12 protein-coding genes and 1 tRNA gene are annotated in these 14,015 nt (G+C 67.4%); 5 read left to right on the plus strand and 8 right to left on the minus strand.

Features of this window, described 5'->3' with window-relative positions:
• Window positions 1-3: 3 nt before the first annotated feature.
• Window positions 4-1,854 carry an AI-2E family transporter gene (locus tag AB6806_RS22980; RefSeq protein ID WP_370955616.1) on the plus strand — a complete coding sequence of 617 codons (1,851 nt, stop codon included), beginning with the start codon at window positions 4-6 and terminating at the stop codon, window positions 1,852-1,854.
• A gap of 183 nt (window positions 1,855-2,037) precedes the next feature.
• On the opposite strand, the gene AB6806_RS22985 is transcribed toward AB6806_RS22980, so the two are convergent.
• Window positions 2,038-2,112: transfer RNA gene (locus tag AB6806_RS22985), tRNA-Gly, on the minus strand.
• 278 nt (window positions 2,113-2,390) lie between these two features.
• On the opposite strand from AB6806_RS22985, the gene AB6806_RS22990 reads away from it, so the two are divergent.
• The 4 genes from AB6806_RS22990 (at window position 2,391) to AB6806_RS23005 (ending at window position 6,018) form a co-directional block, all read left to right on the plus strand.
• On the plus strand, window positions 2,391-2,930 hold the full coding sequence (locus AB6806_RS22990; protein WP_113254367.1) for a prolyl-tRNA synthetase associated domain-containing protein: 540 nt from the start codon (window positions 2,391-2,393) through the stop codon (window positions 2,928-2,930).
• Window positions 2,931-3,025: 95 nt separating this feature from the next.
• A complete protein-coding gene (trxA, locus tag AB6806_RS22995) occupies window positions 3,026-3,925 on the plus strand; it encodes a thioredoxin (RefSeq protein ID WP_112761685.1) in 900 nt (299 codons plus the stop codon).
• A gap of 15 nt (window positions 3,926-3,940) precedes the next feature.
• Window positions 3,941-4,612, plus strand: coding sequence for an LON peptidase substrate-binding domain-containing protein (locus tag AB6806_RS23000; protein WP_142022817.1), 672 nt, complete (start codon window positions 3,941-3,943; stop codon window positions 4,610-4,612).
• Window positions 4,609-6,018, plus strand: coding sequence for an MFS transporter (locus tag AB6806_RS23005; protein ID WP_133560938.1), 1,410 nt, complete (start codon window positions 4,609-4,611; stop codon window positions 6,016-6,018). Before AB6806_RS23000 ends, AB6806_RS23005 begins: the two co-directional genes overlap by 4 nt.
• A gap of 118 nt (window positions 6,019-6,136) precedes the next feature.
• On the opposite strand, the gene AB6806_RS23010 is transcribed toward AB6806_RS23005, so the two are convergent.
• From AB6806_RS23010 to AB6806_RS23040, 7 genes are all read right to left on the minus strand, one after another.
• Window positions 6,137-7,573, minus strand: coding sequence for a homospermidine synthase (locus AB6806_RS23010; protein WP_142022818.1), 1,437 nt, complete (start codon window positions 7,571-7,573; stop codon window positions 6,137-6,139).
• A 117-nt stretch (window positions 7,574-7,690) separates the two neighbouring features.
• A complete protein-coding gene (locus tag AB6806_RS23015; RefSeq protein ID WP_113254391.1) occupies window positions 7,691-8,521 on the minus strand; it encodes a phosphodiesterase in 831 nt (276 codons plus the stop codon).
• A 107-nt stretch (window positions 8,522-8,628) separates the two neighbouring features.
• A complete protein-coding gene (locus tag AB6806_RS23020; RefSeq protein ID WP_370955617.1) occupies window positions 8,629-9,960 on the minus strand; it encodes an ABC transporter substrate-binding protein in 1,332 nt (443 codons plus the stop codon).
• Window positions 9,961-9,971: 11 nt separating this feature from the next.
• Window positions 9,972-10,805 (minus strand): carbohydrate ABC transporter permease, encoded by an 834-nt coding sequence (locus AB6806_RS23025; protein WP_370955618.1) that lies wholly within the window; start codon window positions 10,803-10,805, stop codon window positions 9,972-9,974.
• Window positions 10,802-11,737, minus strand: coding sequence for a carbohydrate ABC transporter permease (locus tag AB6806_RS23030; protein WP_370955619.1), 936 nt, complete (start codon window positions 11,735-11,737; stop codon window positions 10,802-10,804). The genes AB6806_RS23025 and AB6806_RS23030 overlap by 4 nt, the downstream gene beginning before the upstream one ends.
• A gap of 112 nt (window positions 11,738-11,849) precedes the next feature.
• On the minus strand, window positions 11,850-12,377 hold the full coding sequence (locus AB6806_RS23035) for a GNAT family N-acetyltransferase (RefSeq protein WP_370955620.1): 528 nt from the start codon (window positions 12,375-12,377) through the stop codon (window positions 11,850-11,852).
• 229 nt (window positions 12,378-12,606) lie between these two features.
• Entirely contained in the window at window positions 12,607-13,752 is a 1,146-nt protein-coding gene (locus tag AB6806_RS23040) for a type III PLP-dependent enzyme (RefSeq protein WP_112761692.1), read from the minus strand.
• Between the last annotated feature and the right edge of the window lie 263 nt (window positions 13,753-14,015).

The following is a 14,015-nucleotide window of genomic DNA, read 5'->3' on the forward strand; positions in this document are numbered from 1 at the left end:
GCAATGCGTCCGGTCACACCGGAACCGGAGGGAGCAACCAGCCGCCCCGGCCTGCCGGCGAGCTGGATGCAGGCCGTTGCGCTGCTCGGCGTTGTCGCCGTGCTCTATGTCGCGCGGGATGTCTTCGTTCCGCTGGCGATCGCGGTCCTGCTCACCTTCGCATTGGCCCCGGTGGTTTCCGCCATCCGCCGCGCCGGCATCTGGCGCACGCCGGCCGTCATCATCGTGGTCACGGCGGCCTTCATCGGCATTGCGGCTTTCAGCTTCCTGGTGGCGAGCCAGGTTTCCGAGCTCTCCGGCCAGTTGCCGACCTACCAGTCCAACATCCTGGAGAAGATCCGCAACCTGAAGCATGCGGGCGCTGAGAACGGCATCATCTCCCAGATCACCGAGGCGGTGGAACGGGTCGGGCGCGAAATCAGCCGTGGCGACACTCCCGCCGGGCGGCCGGACGGTGACAGCAGCGGCCCGATGCTCGTGCAGATCTATTCGCCCGAGCAGCCGATCCAGATCCTGACGAGCGTGATCGCCCCGCTGATCGGCCCGCTGGCGACGGCGGGTCTGGTCGTCGTGGTGGTCATCTTCATGCTGCTGGAGCGCGAGGATCTGCGCGACCGCTTCATCCGGCTCGCCGGCTACGGCGACCTGCACCGGACGACCGAAGCCCTGCAGGAGGCGGGCAGCCGCGTCGGCCGTTATTTGCTCACGCAGCTCATGGTCAACCTGTTCTATGGCGTGCCGGTCGCCCTCGGCCTGTGGTGGATCGGCATCCCCAATGCGGCGCTGTGGGGGGCGCTGGGCATCGTCATGCGTTTCGTGCCCTATATCGGCCCGGCCGTCTCGATGGTCCTGCCACTGTTCCTCGCCGTCGCGGTCTCGCCCGGCTGGACGCTGCTGTTATGGGTCGGGGCGCTTTTCATCGTCATCGAGCTCGTCATCAACAACGTCGTGGAGCCCTGGCTCTACGGATCCCGTACGGGGCTGTCGCCGCTCGCCATCATCGTTTCGGCGATCTTCTGGACCTGGCTGTGGGGGCCGGTCGGGCTGGTGATGTCGACGCCGCTCACCGTGTGCCTCGTCGTGCTCGGCAAGCATGTGCCCCAGTTCCAGTTCTTCGAGGTGCTCCTCGGCAACGAGCCGGTTCTCGACCCCGAGATGCGGCTTTACCAGAGGCTGCTCGCCAACGACCCGAACGAGGCCACCGACCAGCTCGAGGAACTGCTGGAGGAGAGGCCGTTGTCGGAGATCTACGGCGAGGTCGCCATTCCCGCCCTGATCCTGGCCGATCGCGACCGCCAGCGCGGCGTCATGGCCGATGGCCAGCTCAAGACGGTGTCATCCGCTGCCCAGGCCGTCATTGCCAATCTGGCCGAGGCGGCGGCTCCGGCCGACAGCGAGCCCGAGAAACCGGAGGATGCGGAAGCCGGCGCCGCCACCGCGCGCGCGCTGACGCGATCCGTGCTCTGCGTCGGCGGGCGAAGCGTGCTGGACGATGTCAGCGCGACGATGCTCGCCCAGGTTCTCACCGTGGAAGGGGATCGCGCGCTGGCGGTCGCCCGCGCCGCGCTGGGGACGGCGCGGCCGGACGGTGTTTCCGATATCGATACGGTTGCCGTGTGCCTGCTGAATGCGGGCTCGCTTCGCAGCGGTCGTTTTCTGGTTCGCCGGCTGAAGCGCCAATGGCCGGGTGTCCGCATCGGTCTCGTGATCTGGCAGGACCCTGACGAGCCCGCACCCCCTGAGGCGGTCGGCCATGTCCCCGAGGCCGATTTCATCGCGCGCAGCTTCGGCGAGGCGGTGGCGCGTATCGCCGGCGATGCGGTCGAGGTCGAGCGGCGCGAGCGGATCGCTTGAGCCGCTGACGCATGCGCCTTTCCCCGATCCCGGCTGCCCGCGCCGATGCTGTTCGGGCTGATTGCTGGGCGGAACGCCGTAGCGAGGCCGAAGGTCTCGAAACCATCGGCCTTCGGGCGCCTGAAAAAGCAAAAAGCGCCGGAAGATCCGACGCTTGCATGCTTCTCAAGCCTTGAGATTGTCTGGAGCGGGCGAAGGGATTCGAACCCTCGACCCCAACCTTGGCAAGGTTGTGCTCTACCCCTGAGCTACACCCGCATCCGAGACAGTCACGCCGTGGCGGCGCGGCCGGGTTATTGCCCCAAAGCGCTGCGGAGTGCAAGCGTTTCGGCAAAGTTTTTTTGCCGCCTGTCGATAAATCCCGCAGCGGACCGGCTTCGCGCCTCGGAATGCCGGAGGGCGGGGTCCGTCGATTCCGGGCCGGAGACGGCTCGGCGCGCGGCGCGGCCCGTCCTTGCCGGAAATGCGGATTCCGCTGCCGCCTCAAATGGTCTAGAGCCGGATCGGATCGGATTGAAACGGTTTCCCGCCCCGCCATGATTCCCACGTCCCAGATCGTCCCTCTGACCGATGCGGAGCTGTGCGCGCGCCTCGCGGCGAGCGGCATCGCGTTCCACCGCACCGACCATCCGGCCGTGTTCACGGTGGCGGAGACCGCGCCGCATCGCGACATGATGATCGGATTGCAGACCAAGAACCTATTCCTGAAGGACAAGAAGGGCCGGCTCTTCCTGGTCTCGGCCAAATCCGACGCACGCATCGACCTGAAGCGCTTGCACGAGACGCTGGGCGCCAGCGGCCGGCTGTCCTTCGGTTCGGCCGAATTGCTGCTGGAGAAGCTGGGCGTCACGCCGGGCTCGGTCACGGCCTTTGCCGTCGTCAACGATCGCGAAGGGGCGGTGACCATGGTGCTCGACGCCAATCTGACGACCGGCGAGGAGGTCAACTTCCATCCCCTGGTCAACACCGCGACCCTGCGCATCGGCCGGGACGATCTCGTCGCCTTCCTGCGCGAGACCGGCCATGAGCCGCTGATCGTCGATTTGCCGGTGCCGCCCGATGGACAGAACGGCTAAAGCTCCCCATTTAAGGGGCGGCCGCGTCGCGGCCGCCAATTGCTGAAAACGCACGAATCCGAACGTCGGAACGACGGCATCACGAAGGGCGACCCATGCTGGTCAATGGCGAGGCGGCCGAGCAACCCGGCCTGATCAAGGACACCACCACCCAGGGCTTCCGCCAGGACGTCATCGCCGAATCGATGCAGCAGCCGGTGCTGGTCGATTTCTGGGCGCCGTGGTGCGGGCCGTGCAAGCAGCTGACGCCCGTCATCGAGAAGGCGGTCAAGGCCGCCGGCGGCAAGGTCAAGCTCGTCAAGATGAACATCGACGAGCACCCGCAGATCTCCGGCCAGCTCGGCATCCAGTCGATTCCCGCCGTCATCGCCTTCAAGCAGGGCCAGCCGATCGACGGTTTCATGGGCGCGCAGCCGGAAAGCCAGGTGAAAGCCTTCATCGAGCGCCTGGTCGGGCCGGTCGGGCCGGGCGAGGCGGAGGAATTGCTCGCGGCGGCTCAGGAAGCGCTCGCGGCAGGCGATGCCGCCGGGGCGAGCGAGCTCTACGGGCATGCCCTGCAGCTGGAGCCGGAGAACCTCGGCGCCATCGCCGGGCTCTCGCGGCTGCATCTCGACACCGGCGACATCGAGGGCGCCAAGGGCATCCTCGCCATGGCGCCGCAGGAGAAGGCGAACGACCAGGCGATCGCCGCCGTGCGGGCCGCGATCGAGCTTGCCGAGCAGGCCGCCTCGCTCGGCGACACGGCCGAGCTCGAGGCGAAGGTCGCCGCTGATCCGAAGGACTATCAGGCGCGCTTCGATCTCGCGCTGGCGCTCAACGCGCGCGACAAGCGCGAGGAGGCCGTTGACCATCTGATCGCCATCATCAAGGCCGACAGGAAGTGGAACGACGATGGCGCGCGCAAGCAGCTCCTCCAGTTCTTCGAGGCCTGGGGGCCGATGGACGAGGCGAGCGTGGGCGGACGCCGGAAGCTGTCGACCCTGCTGTTTTCCTGAAGCGAGGATGCGCGGATGGGCATGAACGCCGTCTACAAGGGGGCCGGGGATTGCCCGCAGGTGATCCCGCTCTTCCCTTTGACCGGCGCGCTCTTGCTCCCGCGCGGACAGATGCCGCTCAATATCTTCGAGCCGCGCTATCTGGCGATGATCGATGACGCGATCCGGGGCGACCGCGTCATCGGGATGATCCAGCCCGAGCCGGATGACGGTCGCCGCGTCGAGATTCCGCCGCTGGTCAGGGTCGGCTGTCTCGGCCGCATCACCCAGTTCGCCGAGACCGGCGACGATCGCTACATCATCAGCCTGACCGGCATCAGCCGTTTCCGCGTCGTGGAGGAATTGTCCGTGGTGACGCCCTACCGGCAGGGGCGGGTGGACTACGAGCCCTTCGCGGTCGATTTCATCGCCCGCTCGGGCGAGGAGGCGGTCGATCGCGACGGGCTGCTCAAGGCGTTGCGCGACTTCGCCAAGGCGAACGACCTCAAGATCGACTGGAAGGGCGTCCACGAGGCGCCCAACGAGGCGCTGGTCAACGCGTTGGCGATGATGTGCCCCTTCGGCCCGCGCGAGAAGCAGGCGCTGCTGGAGGCGCGGAGCCTCAAGGAGCGCGCCGAAGTGCTGGTGGCGATCACCGAGATCGAGCTGGCGCGCGGCGGCGGCGATCCGGACACGACGCTGCAGTGAGCTCCGCCATTTCCTCGTCCGAGCCGGTTGCCGTCGCGCCGCCGTCGACCTGGCCGCCGCGGCGCGCGGTCGTGGCGTGGATCTTCTTCGACTGGTCGGCGCAGCCTTTCTTCACGCTGATCACCACCTTCGTCTTCGCACCGTTCTTCGCCTCGGCCCTGGCAAGCGATGCGGCGGAGGGGCAGGCGCTGTGGGGCTATGCCACGGGCTTCGCCGGCTTCTGCATCGCGCTGCTCTCGCCGCTGCTCGGCGGCGTCGCCGACCGGACGGGGCCGCGCAAGCCCTGGATCGCGGCCTTCGGGGCGCTGCTGGTGATCGGTTCGGCCATGCTCTGGTTCGCGGTGCCCGGCTCGCCATGGGCGGTGACGATCGCGCTCGCCGGTTTCGTGATCGCGACGGTCGGCGCCGAATTCGCGACGACCTTCAACAATGCGATGATGACGCGGCTGGTGCCGGCGGAGCGGCTGGGCTGGCTCTCCGGCACGGGCTGGGCGGTCGGCTATCTCGGCGGCCTTCTCTCGCTGGCGGTGACGCTTGGCCTGCTGGCGGCCGATCCGCATACCGGCAAGACGCTGGCCGGGCTGTCGCCGATCTTCGGGCTCGATGCCGCCAGCCGCGAGGGCGACCGCTTCTCAGGGCCGCTGACGGCGCTGTGGTTCATCGTTTTCGTCGCGCCGATGTTCCTGCTCACTCCCGATTCGCCGCGAACCGGGATGCGGCTCAAGGAAGCGGCGCAAGGCGGCGTCGGACGGCTCAAGGCGACGATCGCGGAATTGCCCAAGCTGCCTGCGCTCGGGCGCTTCCTGCTCGCGAACATGATCTACCAGGATGCGCTGGTCGCGCTCTTCGCCTTCGGCGGCATCTATGCGGCCGGCGTCTTCGGCTGGCAGACCATCGAGCTCGGCGTCTTCGGCATCCTGCTCACCGTCACCGGCACGCTCGGCGCCTGGCTCGGGGGCAAGCTCGACGACGCCATCGGCGGCAAGCCGGTGATCCTGGGCTCGATCGCCTGCCTGCTCTTCGCCTGCCTCGGCATTCTCTCGCTGAGCGCCGACCATATCCTGTTTGTGATCCCGGCCGCCCCGGCGGTGCCGGGGGATGGGCTTTACGCCTCGGTGCCGGAACGGGTCTATCTCGGCCTGGGCCTGCTGATCGGCCTCGTCGCCGGTCCCATGCAGGCGGCTTCGCGCAGCCTGCTGGCGCGGCTCGCGCCGGAGGGGCGGATCGGCGAGTTCTTCGGGCTCTTCGCCCTGTCGGGGAAGGTGACGTCCTTCATGGGCCCGACGCTGGTCGCGCTGGCGACGAGCGTCTTCGCCAGCCAGCGCGCGGGCCTGGCGGTGCTGATCGTGTTCTTCCTGGCGGGCGGGGCGCTTTTGGCGGGCGTCACAGTGAAACGGGCGCCGTAGCGCCCGTCTGTCACTGCCGTCATGCTCGGGCCTGACCCGAGCATCTTTGAAACCAGCTGTCTCTCGTCATGAGAGTCTCGGGTCGCCGCTCAGCGGCGCCCGAGAATGACATCCAGCCTTACCGAACCAGGATGTTCCTGAACTGCCAGGGATCGCTGGTATCGATGTCCTCCGGGAACAGGCCCGGGCGGCCGTCGAGCGGGGTCCAGTCGGTGTAATAGCCCTTCACCGGACCGAGATAGGGCATCTGGATTCCCAGGCAGCGGTCGAGATCCATCTCCTCGACCTCGACGATGCCGGCATTGGGATTCTCGAGCGCCCAGACCATGCCGGCGAGCACGGCCGAGGTGACCTGCAGGCCGGTCGCGGTCTGGTACGGAGCGAGCTTGCGGGCTTCCTCGGTGGAGAGCTGCGAGCCGAACCAATAGGCGCCCTTGTCGTGGCCGTAGAGCAGCACGCCGAGCTCGTCGATGCCGTCGACGACCTCGTTCTCCTCGAGGATGTGGTGCTTCTCCTGCGGACGGCCGGCATTGCCGAACATCTCGTGGAGCGAGAGCACCGCATCGTTCGCAGGGTGATAGGCGTAGTGGCAGGTCGGCCGGTAGATCGCCTTGCCGCTCTCGTCGCGCACGGTGAAATAGTCGGCGATCGAGATCGACTCGTTATGCGTCACCAGGAAGCCGTATTGCGGGCCCGGCGTCGGGCACCAGCTGCGCACCTTGGTCTCGGCGCCGGGCTGCATCAGGTAGATCGCGGCCTGGGAGCCGGTCTCGTGGGTGCGGGCATTCTCCGGCATCCATTTCTCATGGGTGCCCCAGCCGAGCTCGGCCGGCTGCACGCCCTCGGAGATGAAGCCCTCGACCGACCAGGTGTTGACGAAGACGCCCGGCGGCTTGGGGTTCTTCGAACGCTGCGTGTCGCGCTCGGCGATATGGATGCCCTTGACGCCGACCTGCTTCATCAGCGCAGCCCATTCCTCGCGGGTCTTCGGCTGCGGCACGTTGAGGCGCATGTCGGCGGCGATGTTCAGCAGGGCCTTCTTGGCGAGCCAGGAGGCCATGCCGGGATTGGCGCCACAGCAGGAAATGGCCGTCGTCGAACCAGGCTGACGGGCGCGCTTGGCGGCCAGCGTCATCTCGCGCAGGGCATAGTTCGAACGCTCGCCCGGCCCCTTGCTCTCGTCGAAATAGAAGCCGAGCCAGGGCTCGTTGACGGTGTCGATATAAAGCGCCCCTAAGCTGGAGCAGAATTCCATGAGGTCGCGCGAGCCGGTGTCGCAGGACAGGTTCACGCAGAAACCCTGTCCGCCGCCGGCCGTCAGCAGCGGTTCGAGCAGCGCCTTGTAGTTCTCGGGCGTCAGCGCTTCCTGGATGAAGCGGATGCCACGCTCATCGAGGAGCGCCCGGTTCTCGTCGTCCGGCGCGATCACCACGAAGCGGCTCTTGTCGTATTTGAAATGCCGTTCGATCATCGGCAGCGTCCCGCGGCCGATCGAGCCGAAGCCGATCATCACGATCGGGCCGGTGATCTCGCCGTATACGGGCCAATCCGTCATTCTTTTGAACTCCTGGGTTCGGGAAACATCGAAGCGAAGGCTGGTATGGGCGGGCGGCCCCGGCGTCAACAGCCGCGGCAGCATCGGACCGATGCGCCAGGCCCGCCCGCGCCGGATTCAGGCATGCGCGCCCGGATAATCGGCGTCGAGCACGAAGGGGTAGGGGCCCGGATAGCGCTCGACATAGGCCGTGTGGCTGACGAAGCCGGCGACCGGGTCGTAGCTGTGCAGGAGATAGGCCGGCGGCTCCATATGGAAGGTCGCGGCGCCCTCCTCGGTCAGGTCGAGCGTGACCTGATGGGTGACCGAGGGGGCGATCTGGGCGAGGGTGCCGGCGAAACGCGTCACGATCGGGCGGTGGTGATGGCCGCACAGGATGCGCTCGACATTGGGATGGCGCGCGACGATGGCCGCGAATTCCTCGGCGCCCTCGAGCAGGCGGATGGCGTCCATGTGGCGGATGCCACAGTCAAAGGGCGGGTGGTGCATGAAGATCGCGACCGGACGCCCCTGCGCCTCGGTCAGCGCCTTGTCGAGGAAGGCGAGCCGCGTCCCGCAGAGCGCGCCGGCGCTCTGGCCCGGCAGCAGCGTGTCGAGGCCGATCAAGCGCATCGGGCCGAGATCGGCGCAGAACTGGACGAAGCCGTCCTCGCGCAGGCTGCGCGGGTCGAAGCTCAGGCCGGCGAGCAGCGTCTCGCGGCGGTCGTGATTGCCGGGCACCAGCAGCACCGGCATCGGCAATCGGCGCAGCATGGCTTCCAGCAGCGCATATTCCTCCGGCAGGCCGCAATCGGTCAGGTCGCCGGTGATCACCACGAGATCGGGGCGCGGGCGCAGCGCCGCGATCGCGTCGATGGCGCGCTCGGTCAGCGCATTGGTCTCGGAGACGCGATAGGCCGGCTTGCCGCGCGGGCGGATATGCAGGTCGGTGAGATGGGCGATGAGCATGGGCGGTGTCCGGAATGCCGTCATGGCCGGGCCTGGGCCCGGCCATTTCAGGCGGAAGGTCAAAAGAGGGATGCCCGGGACAGGCCCGGGCATGGCGCTATGCGCGATCAGTTGCTGCCGGGCAGCTTCAGCGCGGTCTGCTCGACATAAGGCTTCATGATCTCGTCGGCGGCCTTCTGGGCGGCGACAAGCGCCTCCTTCGGCGACTTCTTGCCGGAGAGGACATTGGCGAGCTCGTCCTCGACCGCCTTGCGGACCGGGACGGTCTTGTAGGTGGCGAACCACGGTCTGGCATAGGCGAGCTGGTCGACAGCAACCTTGGCGTCAGGGTTCTTGTCGAGGAAGGCCTTCATCTCGGGCAGTTCATAGGCCTGCATATTCGGCGCGAAATAGCCGGTGGCGCGGCTCCACCAGCCCGATTTCTCAGGGCTGGTCATCCAGTTGATCAGCGTCCAGGCGGCCTTGCGGCGCTCGCCCTCGACGCCGGTCGGAACCACCAGCGAGGCGCCGCCGATCGGAACCTGATTCTGCAGGTTCTTCGGCACGAAGGCGACCTTGAGCGGGAACTTGGCATTGCTGCGCACGAAGGTGAGCGAGCCGGTCGAATGCAGCATCATCGAGGCCTGGCCGGAAAGGAAGGCGGTCGAGACCGCGCCGTTCTGCTGCACGCCGGGCTGCAGGACCTTGTTCTTGACGAGGTCGCTCCAGAAGGTCAGCGCGCCCAGCGTCGAGGGCTCGTCGTAATAGACCTCGCCGGCATAATCGACGTTGAACCAGCGCCCGCCATTCGAATAGGTCAGCGCCTGTAGCAGCCAGCCGCCGGTGTCGTATTGCGAGGGGATCGCGATGCCCCAGCGCGTGACGCGGTCGCCCTCGCGCTTGGTCAGCTTCGCGGCGGCGGCGGCGAGCTCGGCCCAGTTCTTCGGCGGGTTCTCGGGGTCGAGCCCGGCTTCCTTGAAGTGCTCGGCGTTGATGTAGAGGATCGGCGTCGAGTTGTGGAAGGGCACGCCATAGACCGAGCGGTCGAGCACGGCATTGCCGGAGAGCGCCGGGAAGAACTGGCCCATGAACTGGTCGTTGCTCTTGCCGTCGGCCTTGATCAGCGTGTCGAGCGGCTGGATCTCGCCCTCGATCTGGAGGTCGCGCAGGAAGTTCGCGGACATGATCGAGACCGCCGGCGGCTTGCCGGCCTTCATCGCGGCGCGGGTCTTGATCAGGGTCTCGTCATAGGAGCCGGTATAGACCGGCGTCACCTTGATCGCCGGATGGCCCTCGTTGAACTCCTTGATCAGGGTGGCCATGTCGCGGGCGAGCTGCCCGTCGACGGGAACCGGGAAGAACAGCTCGATCTCGGTCGGGGACTGTCCGAAGGCCGGCGTCATTGCGAGGGTCGCGGCGAGGGCGGCGCCGGCGAGAAGGGAACGGCGGGTGGTCGTCATGAGGCAATCCTCTATTTGATGCCGGAGGAGACGAAGGAGTTGACGAAGGCGCGCTGGAACAGGACGAAGGCGAGGATCAGCGGCGCGCTAACGATGAGCGTGCCTGCCGCGATGACGCCCCAGGCCTGCGCGCCCTCGGCGCCACGGGTGAAGGTGGCGAGCCCGACGGTGAGCGGGCGCAGATCGGGCGAATTGATCACCATCAGCGGCCAGAGGAATTCGTTCCAGTGGCTGGTGACCGAGACGATCGCGAAGGCGATCAGCGAGGGCTTGGCCAGCGGAAGGTAGATCAGGCGGATGCGCTGCCCGATGGAAGCGCCGTCGATCAGCGCGGCTTCCTCCAGCTCGCGCGGGATCGCGCGGAAGGCCTGCCGCATCAGGAAGGTGCCGAAGGCGGAGGCGAAATAGGGCGCCATCACGCCGAGCAGGCTGTCATAGAGGCCGAGCGAGGCGATCGTCACCAGATTGGGCACGATCAGCGCGACCGGCGCCAGCATGAGCTGCGTCAGGAACAGATAGAAGCAGAAGCTGCGGCCGGGGAAGTCGATCCGCGCGAAGGCATAGCCCGCCAGCGTGATCGTGACGAACTGCACCGCCAGGATGCCGAAGCTGATGATCGCGGTGTTGAGGCCGTAGCGCGGGAAATCGGCGAGCCCCCAGGCCTCGGCGAAATTGGCGAGGCTCGGCACATAGTCCGGGATCAGCGCGGCCATGCCGGCGCCGGTGCTCTCCGGGTTGAAGGCCGCGACCAGCATCCAGAGGAACGGCACGGCCCAGAGCGCGGCGATCAGCAATGTCGCGCCATAGCCGAGCTTCGGCGAGATCTCGCGATTGGCGACGCTCATGATTCCGGCTCTCCGAAGGAGCGCTCGAGAGTGCGCAGCGAAGCCGCCGTCAGCGCCAGCAGGAGCCCGAGCATCGCCAGCGAGCCGGCGGCCGCCCGGCCTGGCTCATAATTCTCGACCGCCTGCTGGTAGACGTAGAACAGCAGCAGGTTGGTGGCGTCGGCCGGGCCGCCCTTGGTCAGCACGAAGACGTGGTCGACCTGCGTCACGACATTGGTCAGGCCGATGACGAGGACGAAGCCGATGGTGGGCTTGAGATAGGGCAGGGTGACATAGCGCAGGCGCTGCCAGGGATTGGCGCCTTCGAGGATCGCCGCCTCGTTGGCGTCGGCGGGAATCGCCTGCAGCCCGGCGAGGAAGAACAGCATGTAGTAGCCGGCGTTCTTCCAGATCGTCAGCGCCATGATCGACCAGAGCGCAACATCGGGGTCGCCGAGCCAGTTGGGGCCGGAGAGGGCGAGCTTGGCGAGGTAGTGGTCGAGAAGCCCGACATTGGGCAGGAACAGGAAGAGGAAGATCGAGGCGGCGGCGACGAGCGGCAGCAGCACCGGCAGGAAGAACAGCGAACGCAGCACGGTGTTGATGCGGTTCGAGCGCGCCAGCGCCAGCGCGAAGCCCAGCGCCAGCACGAGGCTCGGCAGCACCGTGCCGAAAGCATAGATCAGATTGTTGACGAGGGCCTTGCGAAAGGCGGGGTCGGCGAGGAGATCGGCGAAGTTCTTCAGGCCGGTATAGACCTGCGGCCCGCCGACACGCTGCTGGCCGTGCAGCGACTGCCAGGTCAACTGGATGATCGGCCAGTAGGTGAACAGCGCCAGCAGCACGAGCGAAGGCGCGAGCAGGCCGAAGGCGACGAGCGTCTTCCGGCGTGGATGCCTGATCGCCAGGCGCCATGCTGGTGCCGGCCGGCTTGCGATGATGGTGTCGGCCATGATGCGTCCCGTCTTGGGGCGCGGTCATGGCCGGGGTCGGTGACGGAGCCGTCACGGTGGGATGACAACTCGGTGACGAACCCCGCATGTCGCGGGGTGCGCTGTCTATATTTCAGGCTGCCTTGCGCAGCGGCACAACACCTTCGGCCAGTTCGCCGGTCGCGATGAGCACGCCATGCGCGCCATCGAGTGCGCCGTCGCGCAATTCGATGGCGAGGAAGCGCTCGCGCTCGACCGGGCCGGGCATGGCGAGGTCGCGGGTCAGCGCCGAATCGAAGCCGAAGCGGGCGTAATAGGATGCGTCGCCGACGAGGATGACCGCACCGTGGCCACGGCAGGCCGCGCGCCAGAGCGCCTCGCGCATCAGCGTCTTGCCGAGGCCCTCGCCCTGCAATTCGGGCTTCACCGCGAGCGGGCCGAGCATGAGCGCCGGCACGCCGTTGGCCTCGACATGCCAGAGGCGGACCGTGCCGACGACATCGCCGTCGCGCTCGGCGGTCAGCGCCAGGCCTTGCGCCGGCAAACGGCCCTCGCGCAGGCGCTCGCTCGACTTGGCAGCGCGGCGTTCGCCGAGGCAACGGTCGAGCAGCGCCTCGCGGGCGGGAACATCGGCAGCGATTTCGTCGCGGATCCGGATCATGACGCACCTCCGGCCGGAGCGCCCGCTTCCTGGCGGACCTTCCCGGCGCCGCGCGAACGCGGCCACAAGCAGAACAGGATGTGGGAAGAGGGGTCCGGCGGGAGCCACGCCCGCGCTCCATTCTGGAGGCGCGGACGCTCCGCCCGGATTTCGCCGGGCAGCCTGCCGTTTCGGACAGGGCGCTTCGCCGGACCCGATTGGTGAGGGAGGGCCGGTCAGCCCTCCCAGGTCAGATGACGTACTGCCTCAGCGGCGGGAAGCCGTTGAAGGCGACGGCCGAGTAGGTCGTCGTATAGGCGCCCGTGCCCTCGATCAGCACCTTGTCGCCGATCTCCAGCGAGAAGGGCAGCATGTACGGGGTCTTCTCGTACATGACGTCGACCGAGTCGCAGGTCGGGCCGGCGAGCACGCACGGAACCGTCGCATCGCCATCGCGCTCCGTGCGGATGGGATAGCGGATCGCCTCGTCCATCGTCTCGGCCAGGCCGTTGAACTTGCCGATGTCGAGATAGACCCAGCGGACCTTGTCGTCCTCGGCCTTCTTCGAGATCAGCACGACCTCGGCCTCGATCAGGCCGGCTTCGCCGACCATGCCGCGGCCCGGCTCGATGATCGTCTCGGGCAGCTGGTTGCCGAAATGCTTCGACAGCGCCCGGAAGATCGCGTCGCCATAGGAGGGCACGCCCGGAATCGGCTTCAGGTAGCGCGCCGGGAAGCCGCCGCCGAGGTTGACCATCGACAGCGAGATGCCACGGGTGGCGCACTCCTTGAAGACCGCCGAGGCCGAGGCCAGGGCGGAATCCCAGGCGTTCACATTGGCCTGCTGCGAACCGACATGGAACGAGATGCCATAGGCGGTCAGGCCCAGGCGATGGCCGTGCTCGAGCACATCCGCCGCCATCTCGGGCACGCAGCCGAACTTGCGCGAGAGCGGCCAGTCGGCGCCGGCACCGTCGCAGAGGATGCGGCAGAAGATGCGCGCGTCCTTCGTGCCGGTCTTGTCCGCCGAACGGGCGACCTTCTCGACCTCGGCCGTGCAGTCGACCGCGAAGAGGCGCACGCCGAGCTCCATGGCGCGCACGACGTCGCGCTCCTTCTTGATGGTGTTGCCGAAGGAGATGCGGTCGGCGGTGGCGCCGGCGGCGAGCGCGAGCTCGATCTCGACGACCGAGGCGCAGTCGAAACAGGAGCCGAGCTTGGCGAGCAGGGCAAGCACCTCCGGCGCCGGGTTGGCCTTCACCGCGTAGAAGACGCGGGTGTCGGGCAGCGCACGGGCGAAGGCGTGATAGTTCTCGCGCACGACATCGGTATCGATGACGACGCAGGGCCCGTCCTCGCGGCGGGTACGAAGAAACTCACGGATGCGGTCGGTCATGACGCGCGACTCCCCCGGCGCAAGCGGCGCCGATGCGATGTATCGCCGAATGAATCGCTGCCGTCGCGAGGCGCTGTGGAGACGCCGGCGACAGCGGACGAAACGTCCGGACCCGAAACACCGTTCGATTGGGGAAGACCCCGCACGGCCGGCAATGAAGGACAAGCCTCTTCGGTGTTGGCCTTTGGAGGACCAACGAGACCAAAAAAGCCCGCTCCGTCGTTGCTTTAAGCTGCGTCCCCCGTGGAGATTCGGGGTTCGCC

It is taken from the genome of Allobosea sp. RCC_152_1 (assembly GCF_041360765.1).
Lineage (GTDB): Bacteria > Pseudomonadota > Alphaproteobacteria > Rhizobiales > Beijerinckiaceae > Allobosea > Allobosea spartocytisi.

Excerpts from the sequence above, each read along its gene's own strand:
- AB6806_RS23040 (WP_112761692.1), bottom strand. The coding sequence starts at position 13,752 with ATGACCGACCGCATCCGTGAGTTTCTTCGTACCCGCCGCGAGGACGGG.
- AB6806_RS23025 (WP_370955618.1), bottom strand. The coding sequence starts at position 10,805 with ATGAGCGTCGCCAATCGCGAGATCTCGCCGAAGCTCGGCTATGGCGCG.
- AB6806_RS23030 (WP_370955619.1), bottom strand. The coding sequence starts at position 11,737 with ATGGCCGACACCATCATCGCAAGCCGGCCGGCACCAGCATGGCGCCTG.
- AB6806_RS23035 (WP_370955620.1), bottom strand. The coding sequence starts at position 12,377 with ATGATCCGGATCCGCGACGAAATCGCTGCCGATGTTCCCGCCCGCGAG.
- AB6806_RS22990 (WP_113254367.1), top strand. The coding sequence starts at position 2,391 with ATGATTCCCACGTCCCAGATCGTCCCTCTGACCGATGCGGAGCTGTGC.
- AB6806_RS23015 (WP_113254391.1), bottom strand. The coding sequence starts at position 8,521 with ATGCTCATCGCCCATCTCACCGACCTGCATATCCGCCCGCGCGGCAAG.
- AB6806_RS23000 (WP_142022817.1), top strand. The coding sequence starts at position 3,941 with ATGGGCATGAACGCCGTCTACAAGGGGGCCGGGGATTGCCCGCAGGTG.
- trxA (WP_112761685.1), top strand. The coding sequence starts at position 3,026 with ATGCTGGTCAATGGCGAGGCGGCCGAGCAACCCGGCCTGATCAAGGAC.
- AB6806_RS22980 (WP_370955616.1), top strand. The coding sequence starts at position 4 with ATGCGTCCGGTCACACCGGAACCGGAGGGAGCAACCAGCCGCCCCGGC.
- AB6806_RS23020 (WP_370955617.1), bottom strand. The coding sequence starts at position 9,960 with ATGACGACCACCCGCCGTTCCCTTCTCGCCGGCGCCGCCCTCGCCGCG.
- AB6806_RS23010 (WP_142022818.1), bottom strand. The coding sequence starts at position 7,573 with ATGACGGATTGGCCCGTATACGGCGAGATCACCGGCCCGATCGTGATG.